21 protein-coding genes are annotated in these 25,560 nt (G+C 44.3%); 19 read left to right on the top strand and 2 right to left on the bottom strand.

What is annotated here, in order from left to right:
* Window positions 1-82 precede the first annotated feature (82 nt).
* From I2F76_RS06695 to recG, 7 genes are all read left to right on the top strand, one after another.
* Window positions 83-823: a MerR family transcriptional regulator gene (locus I2F76_RS06695; protein WP_195487506.1), complete on the top strand. Its 741-nt coding sequence runs from the start codon at window positions 83-85 to the stop codon at window positions 821-823.
* A 373-nt stretch (window positions 824-1,196) separates the two neighbouring features.
* Complete coding sequence (locus I2F76_RS06690) at window positions 1,197-3,041, top strand: APC family permease (protein ID WP_195487505.1); 1,845 nt, start codon at window positions 1,197-1,199, stop codon at window positions 3,039-3,041.
* A 174-nt stretch (window positions 3,042-3,215) separates the two neighbouring features.
* Window positions 3,216-5,735 carry a preprotein translocase subunit SecA gene (gene secA, locus I2F76_RS06685; protein WP_021153773.1) on the top strand — a complete coding sequence of 840 codons (2,520 nt, stop codon included), beginning with the start codon at window positions 3,216-3,218 and terminating at the stop codon, window positions 5,733-5,735.
* A gap of 52 nt (window positions 5,736-5,787) precedes the next feature.
* Entirely contained in the window at window positions 5,788-6,816 is a 1,029-nt protein-coding gene (locus I2F76_RS06680) for a 3-deoxy-7-phosphoheptulonate synthase (protein WP_021153772.1), read from the top strand.
* 86 nt (window positions 6,817-6,902) lie between these two features.
* On the top strand, window positions 6,903-7,268 hold the full coding sequence (acpS, locus tag I2F76_RS06675) for a holo-ACP synthase (RefSeq protein WP_003005615.1): 366 nt from the start codon (window positions 6,903-6,905) through the stop codon (window positions 7,266-7,268).
* Window positions 7,255-8,367, top strand: coding sequence for an alanine racemase (gene alr, locus I2F76_RS06670; RefSeq protein WP_021153771.1), 1,113 nt, complete (start codon window positions 7,255-7,257; stop codon window positions 8,365-8,367). The genes acpS and alr overlap by 14 nt, the downstream gene beginning before the upstream one ends.
* 60 nt (window positions 8,368-8,427) lie before the next feature.
* Window positions 8,428-10,443: an ATP-dependent DNA helicase RecG gene (gene recG / locus I2F76_RS06665; RefSeq protein ID WP_195487504.1), complete on the top strand. Its 2,016-nt coding sequence runs from the start codon at window positions 8,428-8,430 to the stop codon at window positions 10,441-10,443.
* Window positions 10,444-10,834: 391 nt separating this feature from the next.
* Here recG and I2F76_RS06660 read toward each other — a convergent pair whose 3' ends face one another.
* On the bottom strand, window positions 10,835-11,797 hold the full coding sequence (locus I2F76_RS06660; RefSeq protein ID WP_003008546.1) for an asparaginase: 963 nt from the start codon (window positions 11,795-11,797) through the stop codon (window positions 10,835-10,837).
* A gap of 62 nt (window positions 11,798-11,859) precedes the next feature.
* Between I2F76_RS06660 and I2F76_RS06655 the strand changes: the two genes are divergently transcribed.
* Entirely contained in the window at window positions 11,860-13,260 is a 1,401-nt protein-coding gene (locus I2F76_RS06655) for a Cof-type HAD-IIB family hydrolase (protein ID WP_049522857.1), read from the top strand.
* Window positions 13,261-13,296: 36 nt separating this feature from the next.
* Here I2F76_RS06655 and I2F76_RS06650 read toward each other — a convergent pair whose 3' ends face one another.
* Window positions 13,297-13,749, bottom strand: a complete 453-nt coding sequence (locus I2F76_RS06650) for a universal stress protein (RefSeq protein ID WP_003008541.1) — start codon at window positions 13,747-13,749, stop codon at window positions 13,297-13,299.
* 208 nt (window positions 13,750-13,957) lie between these two features.
* Here I2F76_RS06650 and I2F76_RS06645 point away from each other — a divergent pair, with 208 nt between their 5' ends.
* The 11 genes from I2F76_RS06645 to I2F76_RS06595 all read left to right on the top strand — a co-directional run bounded on the left by I2F76_RS06645 (window position 13,958) and on the right by I2F76_RS06595 (window position 25,548).
* A complete protein-coding gene (locus tag I2F76_RS06645) occupies window positions 13,958-15,172 on the top strand; it encodes a pyridoxal phosphate-dependent aminotransferase (RefSeq protein ID WP_049473129.1) in 1,215 nt (404 codons plus the stop codon).
* Window positions 15,173-15,359: 187 nt separating this feature from the next.
* Window positions 15,360-16,148: a GTP-sensing pleiotropic transcriptional regulator CodY gene (codY, locus tag I2F76_RS06640; RefSeq protein ID WP_045759799.1), complete on the top strand. Its 789-nt coding sequence runs from the start codon at window positions 15,360-15,362 to the stop codon at window positions 16,146-16,148.
* The gene (locus tag I2F76_RS06635) at window positions 16,148-16,726 is read left to right on the top strand and encodes a cysteine hydrolase family protein (RefSeq protein ID WP_031572912.1); all 579 of its coding nucleotides are present in this window, start codon (window positions 16,148-16,150) and stop codon (window positions 16,724-16,726) included. The genes codY and I2F76_RS06635 overlap by 1 nt, the downstream gene beginning before the upstream one ends.
* A gap of 111 nt (window positions 16,727-16,837) precedes the next feature.
* Window positions 16,838-18,061, top strand: coding sequence for a glycosyltransferase (locus I2F76_RS06630; RefSeq protein WP_195487503.1), 1,224 nt, complete (start codon window positions 16,838-16,840; stop codon window positions 18,059-18,061).
* Window positions 18,048-18,935, top strand: a complete 888-nt coding sequence (locus I2F76_RS06625; RefSeq protein WP_125826554.1) for a glycosyltransferase family 2 protein — start codon at window positions 18,048-18,050, stop codon at window positions 18,933-18,935. The genes I2F76_RS06630 and I2F76_RS06625 overlap by 14 nt, the downstream gene beginning before the upstream one ends.
* A 26-nt stretch (window positions 18,936-18,961) precedes the next feature.
* The gene (locus I2F76_RS06620) at window positions 18,962-20,245 is read left to right on the top strand and encodes an accessory Sec system glycosyltransferase GtfB (protein ID WP_195487502.1); all 1,284 of its coding nucleotides are present in this window, start codon (window positions 18,962-18,964) and stop codon (window positions 20,243-20,245) included.
* Complete coding sequence (locus I2F76_RS06615) at window positions 20,242-21,735, top strand: glycosyltransferase (RefSeq protein ID WP_125826552.1); 1,494 nt, start codon at window positions 20,242-20,244, stop codon at window positions 21,733-21,735. Before I2F76_RS06620 ends, I2F76_RS06615 begins: the two co-directional genes overlap by 4 nt.
* Window positions 21,736-21,854: 119 nt before the next feature.
* A complete protein-coding gene (gatC, locus tag I2F76_RS06610) occupies window positions 21,855-22,157 on the top strand; it encodes an Asp-tRNA(Asn)/Glu-tRNA(Gln) amidotransferase subunit GatC (RefSeq protein ID WP_002884769.1) in 303 nt (100 codons plus the stop codon).
* The gene (gene gatA / locus I2F76_RS06605) at window positions 22,157-23,623 is read left to right on the top strand and encodes an Asp-tRNA(Asn)/Glu-tRNA(Gln) amidotransferase subunit GatA (RefSeq protein WP_195487501.1); all 1,467 of its coding nucleotides are present in this window, start codon (window positions 22,157-22,159) and stop codon (window positions 23,621-23,623) included. Before gatC ends, gatA begins: the two co-directional genes overlap by 1 nt.
* The gene (gene gatB, locus I2F76_RS06600; protein WP_195487500.1) at window positions 23,623-25,065 is read left to right on the top strand and encodes an Asp-tRNA(Asn)/Glu-tRNA(Gln) amidotransferase subunit GatB; all 1,443 of its coding nucleotides are present in this window, start codon (window positions 23,623-23,625) and stop codon (window positions 25,063-25,065) included. Before gatA ends, gatB begins: the two co-directional genes overlap by 1 nt.
* A 99-nt stretch (window positions 25,066-25,164) precedes the next feature.
* Complete coding sequence (locus I2F76_RS06595) at window positions 25,165-25,548, top strand: hypothetical protein (RefSeq protein ID WP_003013311.1); 384 nt, start codon at window positions 25,165-25,167, stop codon at window positions 25,546-25,548.
* Window positions 25,549-25,560 lie beyond the last annotated feature (12 nt).

Raw genomic sequence — 25,560 nt, 5'->3', positions numbered from 1 at the left:
AACCTCAAAGCAGTGCTTTGAGCAACCTGCGGCTAGCTTCCTAGTTTGCTCTTTGATCTTCATTGAGTATAAGGAGGAAATCATGTACCATATCAAAGAAGCTGCAGAGCTGTCGGGTGTCTCTGTCAAGACCTTGCACCACTATGACAAGATAGGACTTCTCGTCCCTGTGAAATCTGAAAATGGCTATCGGACATACAGTCAAGAAGATTTAGAACGATTACAGGTGATTCTCTACTACAAGTATCTAGGATTTTCCTTAGACCAAATAGCAGAACTCTTAGCCGAAGAAAAATCTAACTTATTGCCCCATTTGACCAAACAGTTGGACTATTTGACTCAAGAAAGACAACGTCTGGATACCTTGATTTCTACCTTGCAAAAAACCATTCAAGAACAAAAAGGAGAAAGAAAAATGACCATTGAGGAAAAATTTACTGGATTTAGCTACCAAGATACTCAAAAATACCAGCAAGAGGCGGTAGATAAGTACGGTCAAGAAGTCATGGATCAAGCGCTTGAACGCCAAAAAGGTCGAGAAGAGGAGGCGACAAGAGCCTTTAATCAAGTCTTCCAAGTCTTAGCGAAAAACCTCCAAGCTGGTTTGCCAGTAACAGCATCGGAAAACCAAGAAGAAGCCGCCAAACTTTTAGACGCGATTCGAACGTATGGATTTGACTGCTCTATAGAGGTTTTTGGCCATATCGGCAAAGGCTATGTCTATAATCCAGAATTCAAGGAAAACATCGACAAGTTTGGAGCTGGCACAGCCCAGTACACTTCGGATGTCATTGCCCACTATGTGGCACATCAACCCAAATAAAAAAGAGAGAGTGGGACAGAAATCGGTAATTCGTTAGAATTCGATTTCGTCGTCCCACCTCCGCACAGTTGAGTAGGGCTGTAAAAGCTGATGAAATCAGCGCAGTAGAGCCCACTCAACCACTGCGTCTTGCTCGACAATCCAAAAATAATTGAGAGGCTAGGATTTTTGTCCTAGCCTCGTTTTTTGCTTGGATCAATTTGAAAAGAAGCTGACCGATCTAAGAGAGCTTGAATGGATGAACACAATGAAAACTTTATGAAATTTCACTATTTCGGTTGACAGTCTTGAAAAAAAGGAGTAGAATAACCCCTGTTTTATGAAAAGAGGCAGGGAATCCCCGGCCTCATGATCTTTTTTCAAGGAGTTTTGTATGTTTTCAACATTGAAAAAATGGTTTATTGGCCGTCCGTTGAAATCTGGTGCAGAAGGTGAAGGAGGGTTGCTTGGAAAAATGCAGGCCTTGGCCATGCTCTCTAGTGACGCGCTTTCTTCTATCGCCTACGGTCCAGAGCAAGTTATTCTGGTCTTGATGACCGTATCAGCAGGAGCCATTTGGTGGTCCATTCCGATTGGGATTGTGGTCCTGGTTCTCCTAGCCAGTTTAACGATTTCTTATCGTCAGGTCATTCATGCCTACCCTCAAGGGGGAGGGGCCTACATGGTGACTACGGAGAACTTGTCTCCCAAAGCGGGTTTGATCGCTGGTGGTAGTCTCTTGGTCGACTACATGCTGACAGTAGCAGTATCTGTGTCTTCCGGTGCAGATGCTATCACGTCAGCAATTCCATCTCTTCATCCTTATAATCTTCACATTTCCATTTTATTGGTCTTGATCTTGATGCTGATGAACCTGAGGGGATTGCGCGAATCGGCGACATCGTTGATGATTCCGGTCTATCTTTTCATTGTCAGTACCATTTCCTTGATCGGCTATGGTGTGATCCAAATCTTGACGGGTCACTTGGCCTATAACGCAACTGCTCATGTGGGTCAAACCATTTCAGGGGTTAGTATCATTCTCTTATTGCGGGCCTTTACGAGTGGATCCGCTTCCCTAACAGGGGTTGAAGCCATCTCCAATTCGGTTCCTTTCTTCAAGAAACCAAAAGCAAAGAATGCAGCTTCTACCTTGACCATTATGGCTTTAATTTTGGGGATCATGTTTGCAGGGATTACCTCCCTCAATTACTGGGTGGGTGTCGTTCCAGCTAAAGGGATAACAACTCTAGCCCAAATGGCCCAAGCTATCTTAGGAAATTCCCCAGTCGGACAAGCCTTCTTTTACGTCTTTCAATTATCAACAGCCTTGATCTTGGCAGTTGCGGCTAATACAGGCTTCTCCGCCTTTCCAATGTTGGCCTTTAACATGGCTAAAAATAAATACATGCCGCACATGTATATGGAAAAAGGGGATCGTCTGGGCTATTCTAATGGGATTTTGACCTTGGCGATTGGTGCCATCGTCTTGCTCTTGATCTTTGATGGGCAAACAGAAAGCTTGATTCCGCTTTATACCATTGGGGTCTTCATTCCTTTTGCCCTTTCTCAAACAGGGATGGTGATCCACTGGAAACGCCAATATCAAAAAGGATTTCTTAAGTATTCGCTTGCCAATATCCTGGGGGCAGCCATTTGTTATGGGATTGTCTTGATCCTCTTATTATTCCGTTTGCGTGATATCTGGCCCTTCTTCCCTATTATTGGTCTCTTGCTTTGGATGTTCTTGAGTATCCGTAATCACTATGATAAAGTTGCGGCCCAATTGCGCTTGGGAGGTCAGATCGAAAAGACAAGTTATGCGGGCAATACCGTGATTGTCCTTGTTGGGAATGTCACTCAGGTAAGTGTGGGAGCTATGAGTTATGCAAATAGCCTAGGAAACGATGTTATAGCTATGCACGTCTCAACGGAAGAAACCAAGGTTAAAGACGCTGAGGTAGCAGAAGAATTTAAGCGTTATTTCCCTCATATTCGCTTTGAAAATGTCATGACGAGTTACCGAGATATTATCCAACCAACGGTTGAATTTGTCTCAAAAGTTGCTGAGGAGGCCAAGGAAAAAGGGAACACTGTTACAGTCTTAGTCCCTCAATTTATTCCTAAAAAACATTGGCAAAATGTTCTCCACAACCAAATGAGTTTGAAATTGAAGTATGCACTTCGTTGGCATGAAGAAGTGGTTGTGGCAAGCTATTCTTACCATTTGTCTGAATAACGATCGCCTAAAGAAAAGATGTCTGCTTGAGCAGGCATCTTTTTGGATTTTCTCACATGAAAAAAACCACTCGAAAGTCTTGTAAGATACAGCCTTGATCTTGAAAAAATGTTAAAAAAATGCTAGAATAAAAAGAACATTTTAGATTTTGAAAAATTCAAAGTAAGGAAAAAAATGGCAAATTTATTAAAAACAATTATTGAAAATGATCGAGGCGAAATCAAACGCCTTGAAAAAATGGCTGATAAGGTCTTTTCTTATGAAGACCAAATGGCAGCTTTGACGGATGACGAATTAAAAGCGAAAACAGTTGAGTTTAAGCAACGTTACCAAGATGGTGAGTCTTTGGATGATCTCTTGTACGAGGCTTTTGCAGTTGTTCGTGAAGCTGCAAAACGGGTTCTTGGTTTGTTCCCATACAAGGTTCAGGTCATGGGGGGAATCGTCCTTCACCATGGTGACGTTCCAGAGATGCGTACAGGGGAAGGAAAAACCCTAACAGCAACCATGCCGGTGTACTTGAATGCCTTGTCTGGTAAAGGGGTGCACGTTGTTACCGTCAATGAATACTTGACAGAGCGGGATGCAACAGAGATGGGAGAACTTTACTCATGGCTTGGCCTTTCAGTAGGGATCAACCTTGCAGCAAAATCTCCAGCTGAGAAAAAAGAAGCTTACCTCTGTGATATCACTTACTCAACCAACTCAGAGATTGGTTTTGACTACTTGCGTGACAACATGGTTGTGCGTGCAGAAAACATGGTTCAACGTCCATTGAACTATGCCTTGGTCGATGAGGTAGACTCCATCTTGATTGACGAAGCGCGTACTCCGTTGATCGTTTCTGGTCAGACAGCTTCTGATACGAGCCAGCTCTATCACATGGCGGATGCTTATGTGAAGACCTTGACAGAGGACGATTACATTATCGATGTCCCATCTAAAACCATCGGTTTGTCTGATTCAGGAATCGATAAAGCAGAAAGCTACTTTAATCTTGAAAACTTGTACGATATTGAAAATGTAGCTTTGACTCACTTTATCGACAACGCCCTTCGTGCCAACTACATCATGATTTTGGATATCGACTATGTGGTCAGCGAAGATCAAGAAATCTTGATCGTCGACCAATTTACTGGTCGGACCATGGAAGGACGTCGCTATTCTGATGGACTTCACCAAGCGATTGAAGCCAAAGAAGGTGTTCCAGTTCAAGAAGAAACCAAAACATCTGCATCGATTACTTACCAAAACCTCTTCCGTATGTACAAGAAGTTGTCAGGGATGACAGGGACAGGGAAAACCGAAGAAGAAGAATTCCGTGAAATTTATAACATTCGCGTGATTCCAATTCCAACCAACCGTCCGATTGCCCGTATTGACCATCCAGACCTTCTCTACCCAAGCTTGAAATCAAAATTTAAGGCTGTTGTAGAAGATGTCAAGTCTCGTCATGAAAAAGGGCAACCAGTCCTTGTAGGTACCGTTGCCGTTGAAACCAGTGATTACCTTTCTCAATTGTTGGTTCAAGCAGGTGTCCCTCACGAAGTTTTGAATGCGAAAAACCACTACAAAGAAGCGCAAATCATCATGAACGCTGGTCAACGTGGTGCTGTTACCATCGCGACCAACATGGCCGGGCGTGGTACCGATATCAAGCTTGGTGAAGGTGTTCGCGAACTCGGTGGACTGTGTGTCATCGGGACAGAACGTCACGAAAGCCGTCGGATTGATAACCAGCTTCGTGGACGTTCAGGACGTCAAGGGGATCCAGGTGAATCTCAATTCTACTTGTCTCTTGAAGATGAATTGATGCGCCGTTTCGGTTCTGAACGGATCAAAGCAGTGCTTGATCGCTTCAAGTTGAGCGAAGAAGAATCGGTGATCCGTTCAAATATGTTCACACGTCAAGTAGAGGGTGCACAAAAACGGGTTGAAGGAAACAACTACGATACCCGTAAACAAGTCCTTCAATACGATGACGTGATGCGGGAACAACGGGAAATTATCTACGCTGAACGCTATGATGTTATCACAGCTAACCGTGACTTGGCACCTGAAATCAAGGCCATGATCAAACGGACCATCAAACGGATTGTTGAAGGGGCCAGCCACTCAAGCAAGGAAGAACGCGTTGAAGCGATTCTGAACTTTGCCAAATACAATTTGGTTCCGGAAGATACGATTTCTGCAAGCGATATTGAAGGAAAATCTGACAAGGAAGTTATCGATTACTTGTATGCACGTGCAGAAGAAATCTATGCTAGCCAAGTAGCGAAATTGCGTGACGAAGAGTCTGTGCAAGAATTCCAAAAGGTCTTGATCCTTCGTGTGGTGGACAGCAAGTGGACAGACCATATCGATGCTTTGGATCAATTGCGAAATGCGGTTGGACTCCGTGGGTATGCGCAAAATAACCCAGTGGTAGAATACCAATCAGAAAGTTTCCGTATGTTTAACGATATGATCGGATCGATTGAATTTGATGTGACTCGTCTCATGATGAAAGCCCAAATTCACGAACAAGAACGTCCACGTACGGAACACAGTATTTCAACAACTGCGACTCGCAACATTGCAGCGCAACAACAAGATATTCCAGCAGATATTGACTTGTCACAAGTGAAACGCAACGATTTGTGTCCTTGTGGTTCAGGTAAGAAATTTAAAAACTGTCACGGACGTAAATTTTAAGAGCTCCTCTGAAATAGAAAGAGGATGGGTCTAGGTAGCATAAGGAGGCCGTATGGTATTCATTACGAAGAGCAAAAAGATTGATGAGCAAGAGATCACTTCGCTTTACCGCTTGGAAGGTCCAGCCTTGGAGCGCAAAGAAGCGCGTGATCGAGAATTGGAAGCTATTATCAAAGGAGAAGACCAACGGATCCTTCTTGTGATCGGACCTTGCTCTTCTGATAATGAAGAAGCTGTGATGGACTATGCCCGTCGCTTGGCAGACTTACAAGAGCAAGTCAAAGATCAGATTTTCATTGTGATGCGGGTCTATACGGCTAAACCTCGGACCAATGGGGATGGCTATAAAGGCTTGATGCACCAACCAGATACACATGCAGCACCAAGCTTTGTGGACGGTTTGAAAGCAGTCCGACATCTCCACTACCGTGTGATTACCGAGACTGGTTTGACAACTGCGGATGAGTTGCTTTATCCAGCAAGTCTTCCTTATGTTGAGGATTTAATTTCTTATCATGCCATTGGAGCTCGTTCAGTTGAAGACCAGGAGCACCGCTTTGTATCTAGTGGGATCTCTGCTCCGACAGGCATGAAGAATCCAACCTCTGGAAATCTTTCTGTCATGTTCAATGCGATTTATGCAGCCCAACATCCCCAAAACTTTTTGTTCAATGCCCAAGCAGTGGAAACATCAGGAAATCCTTTAGCCCATGCGATCCTTCGTGGGGGCTTGGATGCAAGTGGTAAGAATATTCCAAACTACCATTATGAAGATTTGCTAGCGGCAGCAAAACGCTATAGCGAAATGGGCTTGCAACATCCCTTCATCCTGGTGGATACCAACCATGACAATTCTGGCAAACAATTCGAAGAGCAAGTACGCATCGTGAGAGAAACCATGATGAACCGTGCTTGGAACAAGGATTTGGCAACTTTAGTTCGTGGTTTCATGATTGAATCCTATCTAGAAGATGGCCGTCAAAATGAACCAGTGGTTTATGGTCAATCCATCACAGACCCTTGCCTGGGTTGGGAAAAAACACAGGCCTTGGTCAAAGAAATTGCAACGATGAATAAGTAAAAGGCAGGGGCGGAAGGAGTGATTCTTTAGCCTCTTCTCTTTTGTCAGTAAAACGATACTGAAACGATAAATAAGGATAAAACAAGATGATCAAAGGACATGGCATCGATATCGAATCGATCGCTGCGATTGAAAAAGCCTATCAGAAGAATACTCGATTCGCTGAAAAAGTCTTAACCGAGGCTGAGCGAGAGCGCTTTGAGGAATTGTCTGGAAAACGGAAAATGGAATATTTAACGGGCCGATGGTCCGCCAAAGAAGCCTTTTCAAAGGCAATGGGAACAGGGATTGGACCGGTTGGTTTTCAAGATTTAGAAATTTTAAATGATGCCCACGGAGCACCCTATTTTTCCAAGTCTCCTTTTTCTGGGAAGGTATGGATTTCGATCAGTCATAAGGGAGACCTAGTGTCGACCAGTGTCATTTTGGAGGAAGAAAATGAAAGCAAGTAAACATAGACCAACTGTTGCAAGAGTCGATTTGGATGCCATTGCCTTTAATGTGCAACAAGTCAGTGAGCATATTCCGAGTCAAGCCTTGAAATATGCAGTCGTCAAGGCCAACGCCTATGGTCATGGGGTCGCTGCAGTAACCAAAAAATTGGCACCTCAGGTTGATGGCTTTTGTGTATCCAATATGGATGAAGCCCTCGAAATCCGTGAAGAAGGCTTGCAACACCCTATTTTGATTTTGGGAGTTGTGCCAAGTGAAACAGTGAATCTGGCCAAAGAGCATGGCATCCGTTTAACGGTGGCTAGTCTTGCTTGGTTGGACCAATTGCTTGGACAAGAAGCAGATCTTTCAGGATTGAAGGTCCATATCAAGGTGGATTCAGGAATGGGGCGGATCGGATTCCGAAGGATCGAAGACATCAAAGTGGCTGAACGACTTCTCTTAGCAGCTGGAGCTGAAATTGAAGGAATCTTTACTCATTTTGCGACAGCAGATGAAGCAGATGATCGAAAATTCCAAGCGCAATACCAGTTTTTCAAAGAAGTATTGGCTGCTCTTGAAACCCTTCCTCCCATTGTCCATGCTAGTAATTCTGCCACCTCTTTGTGGCATGCGGATACGATTTTCACGGCTGTGCGCTTGGGAGATGTCATGTATGGCTTGAATCCCAGTGGTTCTGTGTTAGCCTTGCCTTATGAAATCAAGCCAGCCTTGAGTTTGGTGAGTGAGTTAGTTCATGTGAAACAGTTAGAAGCTGGTCAAGATATTGGCTACGGAGCAACTTATACGACAGAAGAATCCCAATGGATTGGGACGATTCCTATCGGCTATGCGGATGGTTGGATCCGAGAGATGCAAAATTTCCATGTGCTGATCAAGGGTGAGTTTTGTCCCATTGTTGGTCGCGTTTCGATGGACCAGATAACGGTTCGCCTTCCTGAAGAATTGCCTCTGGGGACCAAGGTTACCCTGATTGGACGAGAGGGCGAGAAAGAAATCACGGCAACAGAGGTTGCGGATTACCGTGGTACCATTAATTATGAAGTGGTCTGTCTCTTGAGTGATCGGATTCCTCGTGACTATACAGGTGAAGAATAAGAAGAAGCAGGTGGGATTTTCCCGGATGGACCTGCTTTTTTATAAAAGAAAGGAGGAGAAATGAATCTACACCAACCCTTATCTGTACTGCCTGGAGTCGGTCCAAAATCGGCGGAAAAATTTAAAAAGTTAGGGATTGAAACCTTAGAAGATTTACTCTTGTATTTCCCCTTTCGTTATGAAGACTTCAAAACGCGCAATGTTTTAGAGTTGGAAGATGGGGAAAAAGCCGTCATCTCTGGAGTGGTAGCAACACCAGCCAATGTCCAATATTATGGCTACAAACGAAATCGCTTGCGTTTTTCGATCAAACAGGGAGACCAGGTCATTGCGGTTAATTTTTTCAATCAACCCTATTTAGCAGACAAAATCGAGGTTCAGCAGACAGTGGCGATTTTTGGAAAATGGGACAAGGCCAAGGGGAGTTTGACAGGGATGAAGCTCCTAGCTCAAGTGGAAGATGATTTGCAGCCAGTCTATCGAGTGACACAAGGAGTGAGCCAAAACAGCCTGGTGAAATTGATCAAAATAGCATTCGATCAGGGCTTGGACCAGCTTTTAGAAGAGAATGTACCCCACATCTTACGAGAGCGTTATCAACTCATGTCTCGTTCCCAAGCAGTGCAAGCTATGCATTTTCCTAAGGATCTGGCAGAGTACAAGCAAGCTCTTCGCCGGGTAAAATTTGAAGAGCTCCTCTTTTTCCAGCTGCAACTCCAAGTGTTAAAGGAAGAAAACCACGATGCCAGCCAAGGGATTTCCTTGGCCTGGGATCCAGAAAAATTAGCAGAACGAAAAAAACAGCTTCCTTTTGAGCTAACGCAAGCTCAAGAAAACAGCTTGAATGAAATCTTGACAGATATGGCCTCTCCTTATCATATGAACCGCCTCTTACAAGGGGATGTGGGAAGCGGGAAGACAGTCGTGGCCGGTCTTGCCATGTATGCAGCCTTAAGCGCTGGGAAGCAAGCAGCCTTGATGGTTCCAACGGAGATTTTGGCAGAGCAGCACAAGGAAAGCTTGCAAAATCTTTTTCCAGATTTGCCAATTGCCCTTCTAACAGGAGGATTAAAGGCGGCTGAGAAACGAGAAGTCTTAGAAGAGATCGCCTCAGGAACTGCTCAACTGATTGTGGGGACACATGCCTTGATTCAAGAGGGAGTTCACTACCAAGATCTAGGCTTGGTCATTATTGATGAACAGCACCGTTTTGGGGTTTCCCAGCGCCGTATCCTTCGAGAAAAAGGACAAAATCCAGACGTCCTGATGATGACGGCTACCCCTATTCCCCGGACCTTGGCTATTACAGCCTTTGGAGATATGGATGTGTCCATCATTGATCAGATGCCAGCTGGACGTAAGGAAATCATCACACGTTGGGTCAAGCATGAGCAGTTAGAAGTGGTCCTCGACTGGTTAGTCAAAGAACTTGGCAAAGGTTCTCAAGCTTACTTTATTTCTCCATTGATTGAGGAGTCAGAGGCGCTAGATTTGAAAAACGCCCTTGCCCTCCAAGAAGAGCTAGAGACCTTCTTTGGGCAGCGAGCACGCGTTTCTCTTCTTCACGGGAAGATGAAAAGTGAAGAAAAAGATGCCATCATGCAGGCCTTTAAAGAGCACCAAGTCGATGTTTTGGTGTCTACGACCGTTATTGAAGTCGGAGTCAACGTACCCAATGCAACCGTTATGGTCATTATGGATGCAGATCGGTTTGGTCTTAGCCAACTGCACCAGCTTCGAGGCCGGGTTGGGCGGGGAAACAAGCAATCTTATGCTATTCTAGTAGCCAACCCTAAGACAGATAGTGGCAAGCAGCGCATGAAAATCATGACAGAGACGACCAATGGCTTTGTGCTGGCGGAAGAAGATTTGAAAATGCGGGGTTCAGGTGAAATCTTTGGAACCCGTCAATCTGGGATTCCAGAATTTCAAGTGGCGGATTTGGTAGAAGATTATCCCATTCTGGAAGAAGCAAGGAAAGTTGCCAGCCAGATTGTAGCCACGCCAGATTGGCGCGAACACTCCGATTGGCATCTGCTCTCGCTTTACTTAGAAAAGAAAGAACATTTAGACTAGAGTATAAAAAGGGAGTAGAGTGGAAATTCTTTGGATTCCACTCTACTCCCTTTAAGATGGCATTTTACGCCCTTTGTATCTTGATGAAATGCGACAGGACGAAGGTGGATCGATACCATCCACCTGAGGAGTTAGTGAGTCGTGTCGGCAAGGCACCATAGTGCTTGTCGTTACACGAATTGAACACGCCCTATATGCTGTGTGAAAAAATGCCAACTATACGAGTACTAACTTCAAGACACAGTAGCTGATTGGACTCTTCTCTCGCTTTATGAGCTCGGAAGAATCCTAATCAGCCTTGTGGGGGTAGGACGACGAAGCGTCTGCCAAAGTATCGCTTCTGTCCTACTCCCTATTTTCACTTTGCATTTTACGGGCTTTGTATCTTAGTTTACCCTTCGATATAGTCTTTGAGTTCTTGGCCTTTTAGGCCGGCATTGAGGGCGATGAGGAGTTTGATGCGCGCTTTGGGGGCGTTTAATTCTTTGATGAAAAAGACACCTGCTTGATGGAGTTGGACGCCTCCTCCTTCATATGCGTAGACGGGTTCAGCGATTCCATTGAAGCAACGGGATACTAAAGCGATTGGGAGACCTGCATCCATGAATTCTTGGAGTTTATGTGCCGTTTCTTTAGGGATGTTTCCTGCTCCAAAGGCTTCGATAATGAGGCCATCGAGCTTTGAAAGATCCAGCATGTCCAGCAGATCGGTTTTCATCCCTGCATAGGTAGCAATGATCGGAACGAACCCATCGATGGTATTGAGATCAAAGCGCACCCTTGGCTCGGCTGTTTTAAAGAAGAGGATTTCCTTTTTCATGACCAAACCTAGAGGACCGTGGGTTGGTGTCTGGAAGGTGCTGACATTGGTGGTATGGGTTTTGGTGACGTACTTAGCCGCATGAATTTCATCGTTCATGACGACTAAGACCCCTTTATCACGTGCTTTTGGATCGGCAGCCACTCGAAGGGCTGTCAGAAAATTATAGACGCCATCGCTTCCTAGCTCATTGGAGCTTCGCATAGCTCCTGTAATGACCACAGCGATCTCTGGTAACTCCATGGTATCCAAGAAATAAGCCGTTTCTTCCAGCGTATCTGTCCCGTGGGTAATAACGATGCCGTCGTAGTTGTGAGCTTCCTCTTTGATTTTTTGATATAGAGCTAACATGTGACGGGGTGTCATTTGAGGGCTGGGAAGGTTGAAGAAGTCCTCTGAGGTGACTGCAATCCCTTCAATTGGTGAAGTAACTTGGGTCATGGGATTGACTTCATTGGTAATCACTGCCCCAGAGTCATCTGCCGCCATCGAAATGGTCCCTCCGGTATGTAGTGCTAAAATTTTCTTAAACATGTGAAGCTCCTTGGAATATGTGATATAATTTATTTTATCATAAAAAGAAAGAAACAGTAGACATGGAAATAAAAGCAGTCTTTTTTGATATCGATGGAACCTTGGTCAATGATAGTCGAGCGGTCCTAAAATCAACAGAAAAAGCCATTCAGTCTTTAAAGGAAGAAGGGATCTATGTAGGTCTTGCGACAGGTCGGGGACCGGCCTTTGTCAAACCGTTTATGGAACGCTATGGTTTTGATTTTGCAGTGACCTATAATGGTCAGTATATTTTGACCAAGGACCGCGTGCTGTTTACTAGCCCAATCGATAAAAAGAGTCTGCACCAACTAATTGACTATGCTCGAGAACACCGTAAGGAAATTGCTCTCGGTACCAAGGATGGGGTATTTGGTTCTCGGATCATGAGTTTTGGGATGAGTCCTATTTCAACCTGGTCCAGTCGCTTTGTGCCCCGTAAAATGGCCCGTACAGTCAGTCGAGGATTTAACAAAGTGGTCAGCAAGGTCGTCCCACAAGATCAGGTCACCCTCTATGCACTAGCGCAAGAACCGATCTACCAAGTGTTGATCTTATCGAGTCCAGAAGAGACTGCAAAAATTGAAAAAGAGTTTCCAGATCTGAAATTCACACGGTCTAGTCCTTTTGCAGCAGATGTCCTAAACCCAGGGATTTCCAAGCTAGAAGGGATCCGCATCGTTGGTCAGGAATTTGGCTTTGACATCGATGAAGTGATGGCTTTTGGAGATTCTGATAATGACTTAGAGATGCTGTCAGGTGTTGGCTTGTCTATTGCGATGGGAAATGGGACGACCAGTGTCAAGGCAATTGCCAAGCATACCACGACTAGTAATGGCAAGGATGGCATTCAAAAGGCCCTGCAACACTTTGGTATTCTTTCAGAGAAAGAGCTCTTTCTTTCTAAGGATGATCACTTCAATAAGGTCAAAACCTTCCATGGTGTGATGGATGGGGAAACCCAGGAGAAACCAGTTGTTTGGCAGCCTCAAGACGCCCTTTATCGAACCATGTTCAAGCAAGAGGAGTTGGTAGAATTTGTCCGAGCAGCTAGCACAAGTGAGGAAGAATTTGACCGCTCGGTCGCAGCTCTTCACGAAGCCTTGGATAAGGCTGCAGATAAGGTTCGGAGCAAGCATCCAGCTGAGATCTCCATGGTAGGGCAGGTTGATGCCTTAATTGATACCCTCTATCTGACTTATGGTAGCTTTGTACTAATGGGGGTCGATCCTGAAGAGGTCTTTGAGATTGTTCACCGGGCCAATATGGGCAAGATTTTCCCAGATGGAAAGGCGCACTTTGATCCAGTAACCCACAAAATTCTGAAGCCAGATGATTGGGAAGAAAAATACGCCCCAGAACCAGCCATCAAAAAAGAACTCGATCGCCAGCTCAAGGCCTACGAAAAACATGCAAAACAAAAAGAAGCAAAAAAAGACAACTAAAAAAGTTTGGAACCTTTGTTCCAAACTTTTTCTTTCTTACATGGTTTTATCCTTATCACGCACCACTAGTAAGTCTACTTTGGCGTGGCGAAGGATATATTCTGAGGAGGATCCGACCATTAACCGTTCGAAGGCATTAAGTCCGGTAGCTCCGACCATAATAAGGTCAACCCCTTCTTTACTTGGGATATCATTAGCTAAGAGGACTTTTGGATTTCCCATTTCTACAACAGTCACAACATTTTGAACGCCGACTTTTTCAGCACGTTCCTTGTAGCCCTTGAGCAATTCATTGGCTTCTTCTTGCAATTCTTCGTAGACCTCAGCATCAAAAGTTGAGACGCTTTGAAGGGCACGGGTATCGATGACGTGGGCAATCGTCAATTTAGAGCCGTTGCGAAGAGAAACGTTAACCCCTTTTTCAAAGGCTAATTCTGCTTCATGAGAACCGTCGACAGCGACCATAATGTTTTCGTATTTTTGAGACATAATCCTACCTCCTTATAGCTTGAAAACATGGATAGAATAGAAGGGAATCCTATTCTTTATACACTTATATTTTATCCCTTTTAGGCTAGAATGTAAAGGTAAAGTCTCGCTTTTCTTCTATATTTTTGCAGGATTTTTAAAGTCCTCGGTTTGTACTCTATTTGAACTAGTGGTATAATAGAGATAATTTCGTGAATCGAGGCAGAATATGAAGGAATATAATAAATCAAGCAAACTCGAACATGTCGCTTACGATATTCGTGGTCCAGTCTTGGAAGAAGCCATGCGCATGCGAGCAAATGGAGAAAAAATTCTACGTTTGAATACAGGGAATCCTGCTGAATTTGGCTTTACAGCTCCAGATGAAGTCATCCATGATTTGATCATGAATGCGCGTGATAGTGAAGGTTATTCAGACTCAAAAGGGATTTTTTCAGCTCGCAAGGCCATCATGCAGTACTGCCAGTTGAAAAAAATTCCAAATGTGGATATTGATGATATTTACCTTGGGAATGGAGTGAGTGAGCTGATCGTCATGTCCATGCAAGGACTGCTCGACAATGGGGATGAAGTCTTGGTTCCCATGCCGGACTATCCTCTTTGGACAGCAGCCGTCAGCCTAGCTGGTGGGAATGCGGTTCACTATCTTTGTGATGAAGAAGCAAACTGGTATCCAGATATTGAGGATATCAAGTCGAAAATCACCTCAAACACCAAGGCTATCGTTGTCATCAACCCGAATAACCCAACAGGTGCCCTCTATCCGGATGAGATCCTGCTTGAGATTGTAGAGATTGCTCGTCAAAATAACTTGATCATATTTGCGGACGAGATCTATGATCGCTTGGTCATGGATGGGGAAAAACACACAGCTATCGCAAGTTTAGCGCCGGATCTCTTCTGTGTGAGTATGAATGGCTTGTCAAAATCTCACCGGATTGCCGGTTTCCGTGTTGGTTGGATGGTTCTGTCCGGACCCAAGCATCACGTGAAGGGCTATATCGAAGGCTTGAACATGTTGTCCAATATGCGTCTTTGTTCAAATGTCTTGGCTCAACAAGTTGTACAAACCTCTCTTGGAGGCTACCAATCTGTGGATGAACTCTTGCTTCCAGGTGGTCGCATCTACGAACAACGGAACTTCATCTACAAAGCCATCAATGATATTCCAGGCCTCTCAGCTGTTAAGCCAAAGGCTGGTCTCTATATCTTCCCTAAGATTGATCGGGACATGTACCGCGTGGATGATGACGAGCAATTTGTTTTAGAGTTCTTGAAGCAAGAAAAAATTCTCTTGGTTCATGGCCGTGGCTTTAACTGGAAAGATCCAGATCACTTCCGGATCGTTTACCTTCCACGTGTCGATGAGTTGGCTCAAATTCAAGAAAAAATGACTCGTTTCTTGAAACAATACAAACGTTAATTAGATAAAGGATTGAAGAGGAAAGTCTTCAATCTTTTTTTGATTCATTCTATAAAATCCATGTCACCGAAACGACATTTTTCTGAATTGCGCATAATTGTAGAAAAAATAAATAATTTTCAGATAATTTGATTGAAATTCCCACACTTATATGATATACTTGAGCTGACTATATGCGAGGTTTATTATGGCAAACTTATTAGAAAAGACACGTAAAATTACATCCATCTTGAAACGGACTGATGAACAGTTGCAGGTCGAGATGCCTTACAATGATATTGCCCAACAATTAGCGGATATTATCCACTGTAATGCCTGTATCATTAATAGCAAGGGAACCCTTCTTGGTTATTTCATGCGTTACAAGACCAACAATGACCGGGTAGAAGCTTTCTTTCAAAATAAAAAATTACCAGAAGATTATGCCAAGGCAGCTAGTTTGGTCTACGATACAGAAGCTAATTTAGATGTGGACCATGATTTGAGTATCTTTCCGGTCGAAACCAAGTCTGAATTTCCTGATGGCTTGACGACCATTGCGCCTATTCATGTTTCTGGGATTCGATTGGGTTCCTTGATCATTTGGCGCAATGATAAACAGTTTGCGGATGATGATTTGATCTTGGTTGAGATTGCGAGTACCGTGGTAGGGATTCAAATGTTGAACTACCAACGCGAGGAAGACGAGAAGAATATTCGTCGTCGGACAGCGGTGAATATGGCTGTCAATACCTTGTCTTACTCTGAATTGCGTGCTGTTTCTGCCATCCTTAGTGAATTGAAAGGAAATGAGGGACAGTTGACTGCTTCTATCATTGCAGATCGGATTGGTATCACCCGCTCTGTGATTGTCAATGCACTCCGGAAATTGGAGTCAGCTGGTATTATTGAAAGCCGTTCTCTTGGAATGAAGGGAACCTATCTCAAAGTGTTGATTCCAGATATCTTTGAGGAAATTAAGAAAAGAGATTACTAATGACTAAAGCTTTGATTTCAATTGACTACACTGTCGATTTCGTAGCAGATGATGGTAAGCTTACAGCAGGTGCTCCTGCACAAGCTATTTCTGAGACTATTGCTCAGGTGACTCAGTTGGCCTTTGACCAAGGAGCCTATGTCTTTTTTGCCATTGATGCGCATGATGTAGAGGATCCATTTCATCCTGAAAGCAAGCTCTTCCCACCTCATAATATCATTGGGACTAGTGGACGTGATTTGTACGGCCCTTTGGCAGATTTTTATCAGGAGCACAAAGCGGATCCACGCGTCTTTTGGATGGATAAACGTCATTATTCTGCTTTTTCAGGAACGGACCTAGATATCCGCCTGCGGGAACGCCATGTAGATACCGTTATTTTGACAGGTGTCTTGACTGATATCTGTGTCCTTCATACAGCGGTTGATGCCTACAATCTCGGCTACCAGATCGAAGTCGTAGAACCTGCAGTGGCGTCGCTCACTCCTGAAAATCACCAGTTTGCCTTGAATCATTTCAAGCATGTCTTAGGGGCAAGCTTGGTAGACGGCGCACTAGCTGTATTAGATACTAAATAAGAAAACATTGTAAAAGAGGTCATAGACGGTTGTCTAGGCCTCTTTTTCGGGCCTAGAAATTGTTTTCCTCTCTTGAAAATGGTATTCTAATGAAAGAAAAAAGGGGAAGTTATGAGTAAAAAAGCTGTCGTGTTTTCAGCCAATCTGTCTTATATGGAAAAGTTGGAAACCGCTATGAAGTCACTGTGTGCCCATCAGGACCGGTTGAAAATTTATGTCTTAAATGAAGATCTACCAACTGAGTGGTTTACTATCATGAATCAGCGCTTGCGCCAGTTGGATTCAGAAGTGATCAATTGTCGGATGTCTCCCGAGCAATTCCAGTCCTTTTCGCTTCCAAGTGACCATATTCACTATGCGACCTATTTCCGTTACGCTATTCCAGAGATTGTGGAGGAAGAGCGAATCCTCTATTTGGATTGTGACATGATCTTTACACAGGATTTATCGCCTTTATTTGAGGTTGATCTAAAAGGTTATGGACTGGGGGCAGTGGTAGATAAGCCAACGACGATAGATGGATTTAATGCTGGACTTTTGGTGATTGATAAGACTTGGTGGCAAGAGCACCAAGTGACAGAGGCACTTTTTGACCTTACTCGCAAGTATCATCAACAGGTCTACGGAGATCAAGGAATTTTGAATCTGTATTTCAAAGATGCGTGGTTTCCATTACCTTGGACCTATAATTTACAAGTAGGGTCTGATAAGGATCAATACCTCTATGGAGATCTAGAATGGTATGATGCCTTTCAAGGGATTCCGGCGGTCATTCACTACACCTCTCATAATAAACCATGGACCTCCAAACGCTTCAATCGTTTTCGGGAACAATGGTGGTTTTACTATGCCCTCTCTTGGGAGGAAATTTTGCTTCGAAAACCGATTTTGAAGCAAACCTATCAAGACCTAGTGGGAGAATTCCCTTATCATGCTGCCGTTTATACCCATACAGCAGATATCCACGAGTTGGAGATGTTGCTAAAAGAGTTGCCAGACGTCGCGATTCATGTTCTTGCCCATAGCCATTTTGGTTTTAACTTGGTGCAATTGGAACGCTACCTCAACCTCTTTCTTTATCCCTCTTTTGATCCCTTGACCAGTCGAAAGGTCCTAGAAAAATTGGATTTTTATCTGGATATCAATCCATATGATGAGGTCGATCAGATGACGCAAAGGATCCAGCAATTGGGCTTACCGATTTTCTCTTTTGAAGGAACCAATCATGTAGAGAATGGTGTGAACCAAGTGTTTGCGGATGATCAGGTGCAGGAGATGGTGGCAGCGATTCGCGATTATTTAAAGAGAAATGAGAAGAAGCATGGAAACAAATGAAGTAGTGAGTATCATCATTCCCATCTATAATGTAGAAGCTTATTTGAGACAATGTTTGGAAACGGTTATCCATCAGACCTACCCTCATTTGGAAATTATCCTGGTCAATGATGGTTCGCCAGACCAGTCAGAAGAGATCTGTAAAGATTTTTTTAGGAAGGATGCGCGCATTCGCTACGTTCGCCAAGAAAATGGGGGCTTATCTGCTGCTCGGAATACAGGGATTGAGCTAGCGACTGGTGATTACCTCACCTTTATTGATCCAGATGACTGGGTGACGGAGGATTATGTAGAAGTGCTCTATCGTCAACTGAAGAAGTATGATGCGGATGTTTCCGTAGCCAACTATAACCTCTATGATGACAGTAGTAGCAAATACTTGATCAAGGTAACAGACGACGATTATTCAGAGACTCTTTATGAGGGACGCGAGATCATGGACCACGATGCCATCCAGGAGACCAGAGATATGGCCTGGGCTTGTGCCATGATGAAGCTCTATAAGCGTAGCTTATTTGAAGGGCTTCGTTTTCCAGTCGGAAAAAATGTCGAAGACAACTTCCTGATGTACAAGCTCTTCTTAAAGGCCCATCGGGTAGTTCATACGGAGAAATGTATTTATTGGTATCGCGTGGGCCGTGCAGATACTCTGTCCCAGGTTTGGACAGAAAAGCGAGTCGTCGATGAGATGGAAGCTAAGCAGGAGAAATTGGCTCTGCTGGGGATGTTGGGCTATGATTTGACCTGGCATCGCTATATCTACAAAACGCGCTTGAAACGGGCCCTTGAAAAATTAGAGGAAGCAGGCTTGCAAGGGTCAGAAACCTATGAGCGCGTGGTGACCAACCTCCGTTTTGTTGAAACCATGGACTAAGGACTTATTGATGAGAAAGGATCAGCATGTTCATTATTGCATCAGAGCAGACCAGAGAGCTGGATCGTTTGCAAAAATACTTGAACAAACTTGGCCAGCCCTATCGAGTATTTGTGACCAATCTGGAAACAGATTTGGACCAACAGACAGAGAGTCTTGCGACCTTTTTTACCCAAAAAGACCCAGCATCAAAAATTGGAAAACCTTTATTTTTCAATGATCTAGCGGTTTCAGAGTTATGGGAATGTTGGACACTAGGGATCACGACCTATCTTTTTGATGGGGAGGAACGTCGTGCCAACGTAGTTTTGCGAGAGGATATCTTGTCCCGAACGGTTGACAGAGTGGAATGGTTTGGTCAGGGAGAAGAGATCGTATCCATTGATGTATACAACCGCTATGGCTGGAGAAGCAAACAGAGTCTCCTGACGGAAGCTGGCCAACCATATTTAGACATCTATTTGAACCGTCAGCAAGAAGAAGTCTTGCTTCACTTTGTCTCACAAGGAACCTTTTTGCTTCAAACTCCTAAGGGACGGGATCGCCTGTATGCCAATAAGAAAGAGCTGCAAAGAGCTGTCCTAGAACAAGTCTTGCCGGAAGATGAAGCCGTTCTTTTGATGGACAAGGCATTGCTAGATGTTGTGAAAGAGAAACCAAAGGAAAGACTCGCCTACTGTGCCAGTGACGCGCATGATCCAGACGAGATCAAAGAACAAGTCAGTCAGATTTTGTTGGTAGAAGATAGTCTGTTGAGGGAGAAAACGGACGGAATCACAGCCTTGTCAGGATTTGTAGATGTGGAGCAGGAAAGTTTTCAACCAGAAGCCCTGGTTATGACGGCTTCTCAAGAGGTCGAAGGCCTATCTAGCCTAGTCCATCAATTCCCACAAGTCACCTTTCACATTGCAGCCTTGACGGCTATGGGGCCAAAATTAACAGACTTAGCGACTCGCTCCAATGTGCGCCTCTATCCAGGGATTTCGCTGGACAAATATGAGGACTTGTTATCCAGCTGCTCTATTTATCTGGATTGCAACCAGGGAGAAGAAGTATGGAGTAGTACTCTTCATGCTCTTGAAAATGGGCAAATTTTGTTTGGTTTGAAGAGTACGGTGCATCAGGAAGCCTATAAAGACTTGAGCACGATCACAGATACAGTCGAAGAAATGGAACAGCAACTAGATACCTTGCTCCAGCAGCCAGAGACCTATAAAGAATTGGTAAGAGAGCAGGCACGAATCTTGAAATTGCCTGAAAAAGAAGCTTTGGAAGAGCTGTTTAAGCGATTAGAGGGAGGGACCGCATGACCATTTATACCTTTAATCTATTAGTGGGATTTGAACCCAATGGGGTCGATGTTGCCCAAGCCTCTCGGGCAAAGATGCTCCGGGGCCTAGGAGTAGCAGCGAAGTTTATCTTTACCACTTGGCCCACTCCAGAAAAATTGGCCTATTACCTCTCATTGGGGCACCGGGATGAGGAACTGCTTTTTGCTCATTTAGCTTTTACGGATCAACAGACTACGGTCCCTCAAAAGACGGTAGGGGCCTTGCAAATGGAGTTTCAACTGACGCGTCTGGATATTGTTGAGAAAACGGAAAGTGTGATTCGCTACCAATTTATGGATGGAAACGCACTGATATTTCATCTGGATCCCTATCATCCAAACTGTGTCCGCTATGTAGACTATCTTTTGGCTGGAAATATGATCAAGCGAGAGTATTATGGAGCTTGTAAACTTGTCACAGAGTATTTTCAGTATGGTAGTGTTGTCAGACGGACCTATCACAATCAAGATGGAACTATCGCTTTTGAAGAATCGAGGTTGGGTGGAAGCTGGCTCTATAAACTGGGGCCTGAGATTTTGACCAACCATACAGAAGTGATGAGACGTTTTTTGTCGCAGCTGTCGCTAAAAGAAGAAGATCTGATTCTGCTTGACCGGGCTTCGCGCATGGATTTTGCCCGTCCTTTGTTGGAGAAAGTGGCTCCTTCAAAGCTCGCCATGGTGTTTCATTCGGAGCATGAATTTGAAAATGGCCATCTCAATTATGAATATTATTATGTGTTCAAGTATGCCAAACGCTTCGATTATTTCATCACGGCAACGGATCTTCAAAAAGAAGTCTTGGAGCAGACACTTGCTAAACAAGGATGCCAAGGAATTCCAATCTATAGCATTCCAGTAGGGCATCTAGAAGAATTGACGGAATCACAAGGAGACAGACCTCCCTTTAGTGTGCTCACAGCTTCCCGTTTGGATCCAAGAAAACGCATCGATTTAGCTGTTCGAGTAGTGGCCCAAGCTCATGAACAACTCCCAACCCTTCAGTTTGATATTTATGGAAAGGGTGGAGAAGCGGACAACTTGCGCCACCTGATTCAGGAGCTTGCAGCACAAGATTATATTCACCTACGCGGGCATGCGGATCTGAAGCAGATCTATCCTTGCTACCAAGCCTACCTCACCACTTCTCAGTGGGAGACCTTTGGTTTGACTTTGATGGAGGCGACTGGAGCAGGGTTAGCCTTGCTCGGCTTTGATGCCCGTTATGGCAATCCAACTTTTATAAAAGAGGGTGAAAATGGCTTTTTGGTACCTTATAGCGAGACAGTGCCAGAAGAACAATTGGTCAAAGAGATGGCAGACAAGCTGGTCCAGCTCTTTGAAAGTGACCTTGCACCATTTCATCAGGCTTCTTATAACTTGGCCTCTTCCTACCTCGCATCTCATGTCCAAGAACTCTGGAAAGAAACTCTAATAGAGATGGGACAATTAAGCGAAAAAGCAATATAAAATGAAGAATCTGTAGCGACAAAAAAGTCCTACAGATTTTTTCTAAGGCAAGCAAATTGAGCTAAATTATGGTAAAATAGAGGGTATTGAAAAATCATCAATTCACGAAAGGAAGCAAGATGAAAATTACGCAAGAAGAGGTAACCCACGTTGCCAATCTTTCAAAATTGAAATTCTCTCCAGAAGAGACAGCTGAGTTTGCGACAACTTTGTCGAAGATTGTCGACATGGTGGAATTGTTGGAAGAAGTGGACACAACCGGTGTAGCCCCAACAACGACTATGGCTGATCGTAAGACCGTATTGCGTCCGGATGTTGCTGAAAAAGGGACAGACCGTGACCGCTTGTTTAAAAATGTACCTGAAAAAGATAACTACTACATCAAGGTGCCAGCTATCCTAGAAGATGGAGGAGATGCCTAATGTCATTCAACCATAAAACCATTGAAGAGTTGCACGACCTCCTTGTCTCTAAGGAAATTTCAGCAACCGAATTGACTCAAGCGACACTTGACGATATCAAGGCGCGTGAAGAAGCAGTCAATGCCTTTGTGACGGTGGCTGAAGAAGCGGCCCTTGCACAAGCCAAGGCCATTGATGAAAAAGGAATCGATGCAGATAATCTTCTATCAGGGATTCCATTGGCAGTGAAAGATAACATCTCTACTGACGGCATCTTGACAACTGCGGCATCAAAAATGCTCTATAACTATGAGCCTATCTTTGATGCGACAGCAGTTGCTAACGCCAAAGCTAAAGGTATGATTGTTGTCGGAAAAACCAACATGGACGAGTTTGCCATGGGTGGATCTGGTGAGACTTCTTACTATGGACCAACCAAGAATGCTTGGGACCACAGCAAGGTGCCTGGTGGATCTTCTAGTGGTTCAGCAGCTTCTGTCGCTTCAGGGCAAGTCCGTTTGTCCCTTGGTTCAGATACCGGTGGTTCTATCCGTCAACCGGCTGCTTTTAATGGGATTGTTGGTCTCAAACCTACTTATGGAACGGTTTCCCGTTTTGGTCTCATTGCTTTTGGTAGCTCACTCGACCAAATTGGACCGTTTGCTCCAACCGTTAAGGAAAATGCGCAATTGCTCAATGTCATTGCCAGTGAAGATGCTAAAGATTCAACTTCAGCGCCAGTACGCGTAGCCGACTTTACTTCTAAGATTGGTCAAGACATCAAGGGAATGAAAATTGCTTTGCCTAAGGAATACCTCGGTGAAGGAATTGACCCAGAAGTCAAAGAAACGATTCTTAATGCGGCGAAACACTTTGAAAAATTGGGAGCAACTGTCGAAGAAGTTAGCCTTCCACACTCTAAATACGGGGTTGCCGTTTACTACATCATCGCTTCATCTGAAGCATCTTCAAACTTGCAACGTTTCGATGGGATTCGCTATGGTTTCCGTGCGGAAGATGCCAAGAACTTGGATGACATCTATGTGAACACTCGTAGCCAAGGCTTTGGTGATGAGGTTAAACGTCGGATCATGCTAGGTACCTTTAGTTTGTCATCTGGTTACTACGATGCTTACTACAAGAAAGCTGGTCAAGTTCGTACCCTCATTATCCAAGACTTCGAAAAAGTCTTTGCGGATTACGACCTTATCCTTGGTCCAACAGCTCCAAGCGTGGCCTTTGATTTGGATTCGCTCAACCATGATCCGGTTGCCATGTACTTGGCTGACCTCTTGACCATTCCAGTCAACTTGGCAGGTCTTCCAGGGATTTCGATTCCCGCAGGTTTTGCGCAAGGTCTTCCGGTTGGGTTGCAGTTGATTGGTCCCAAGTATTCTGAAGAAACCATCTACCAAGCTGCAGCTGCCTTTGAAGCAACGACGGATTACCATAAGCAACAACCCCTAATTTTCGGAGGTGACAATTAATGAACTTTGAAACAGTCATCGGACTTGAAGTCCACGTTGAATTGAATACAAACTCAAAAATTTTCTCACCAACCTCTGCCCACTTTGGAAACGAGCAAAATGCCAATACCAATGTGATCGACTGGTCTTTCCCAGGGGTGCTTCCTGTCTTGAACAAGGGTGTTGTGGATGCTGGTATCAAGGCTGCTTTGGCGCTGAATATGGATATTCATCAGCACATGCACTTTGACCGTAAGAACTATTTCTACCCTGATAATCCAAAGGCCTACCAAATTTCGCAATTTGACGAGCCAATTGGTTACAACGGTTGGATTGAAGTACAATTAGAAGACGGCTCAACTAAGAAAATCGGGATTGAACGGGCCCACTTGGAAGAAGATGCCGGTAAGAACACCCACGGAACAGACGGTTTCTCTTATGTAGACCTTAACCGTCAAGGGGTGCCCTTGATCGAAATCGTATCTGAAGCAGATATGCGTTCTCCTGAAGAAGCCTACGCCTATTTGACAGCTCTTAAAGAAGTCATCCAATACACTGGTATTTCAGACGTCAAGATGGAAGAAGGATCTATGCGGGTGGATGCCAACATTTCCCTTCGCCCATATGGTCAAGAGGAATTTGGTACCAAGACTGAGTTGAAAAACTTGAACTCTTTCTCAAACGTCCGTAAAGGTCTTGAATACGAAGTTGAGCGTCAAGCGAAAATCTTGCGTTCAGGTGGTGTCATTCGTCAAGAAACACGCCGTTATGATGAAGCCAATAAGAGCACGATTCTTATGCGTGTCAAAGAAGGAGCTGCGGATTACCGTTACTTCCCAGAGCCAGACCTTCCCTTGTTTGAAATCTCAGATGAGTGGATCGAGGAAATGCGTACTGAGTTGCCAGAGTTTCCAAAAGACCGTCGTGCTCGCTACGTGGCAGAGCTTGGTTTGTCTGACTATGATGCCAACCAATTGACAGCGACGAAAGTTACTTCTGACTTCTTTGAAGCAGCTGTAGCCCTTGGTGGCGATGCTAAACAAGTGTCTAATTGGCTCCAAGGTGAAGTCGCACAATTCTTGAACGCACAAGGCAAAACGCTGGAAGAAATCCAATTGACACCAGAAAACTTGGTTGAAATGATTGCCATTATCGAAGATGGAACCATTTCATCTAAGATTGCCAAGAAAGTCTTCGTTCACTTGGCGAAAAACGGTGGCGGTGCGCGTGAATACGTCGAAAAAGCTGGCTTGGTACAGATTTCAGATCCTGAAGTCTTGATACCAATCATCCACCAAGTCTTCGCAGACAATGAAGCAGCCGTAGCCGACTTCAAGTCAGGTAAACGGAATGCGGACAAGGCCTTCACAGGTTTCCTAATGAAAGCAACCAAAGGCCAAGCCAACCCACAAGTAGCCCTCAAGTTACTTGCCCAAGAATTGGCGAAGTTGAAAGAGGATTGATAGAAAAAGAACCAGCCGAGAGGTTGGTTTTTACTATCCATAAAATTGTGTTAGAATAGGAAAGACCATTACATATCAACTAGCATTAGGAGGAGTCACATGAACAAATTTTTAAGAGTTTTATTTATCCTAGTCATTATCGCTATGTCTGGAGCGATTATCTTCCAACTATTCTTTCCATCCTATATGGGAAGTCATTCGGGATATGGTATTTCTGTCGGTTGGCAACGGGAGATTGGGATTTGGAATATGGCAGTCCTTGTGATCTTGATTGCCGTCAATCTCAAATACGATTGGTTTTATCTTCGGACGGTACTAGTGGCCTTGATCATTGGTGGGTTTGGAATTGGGACCAATCATCTTTTCAGTTATTTTCACTATCATCTGCCGGTCAATGGGATTGGTGCGCTTGAAAATTATCTCCTTGTCCTTGGTTGGATTGTGGGCTGGAGAATAGAGAATTCACGAATCAAGAAGAGGTAAGAAGGAGCAGTC

This window comes from Streptococcus parasanguinis (genome assembly GCF_015557775.1).
Classification (GTDB): domain Bacteria; phylum Bacillota; class Bacilli; order Lactobacillales; family Streptococcaceae; genus Streptococcus; species Streptococcus parasanguinis_AA.
Note: the sequence above shows the minus strand (reverse complement) of the source record. Positions and strands in the feature narration are given on the sequence as shown.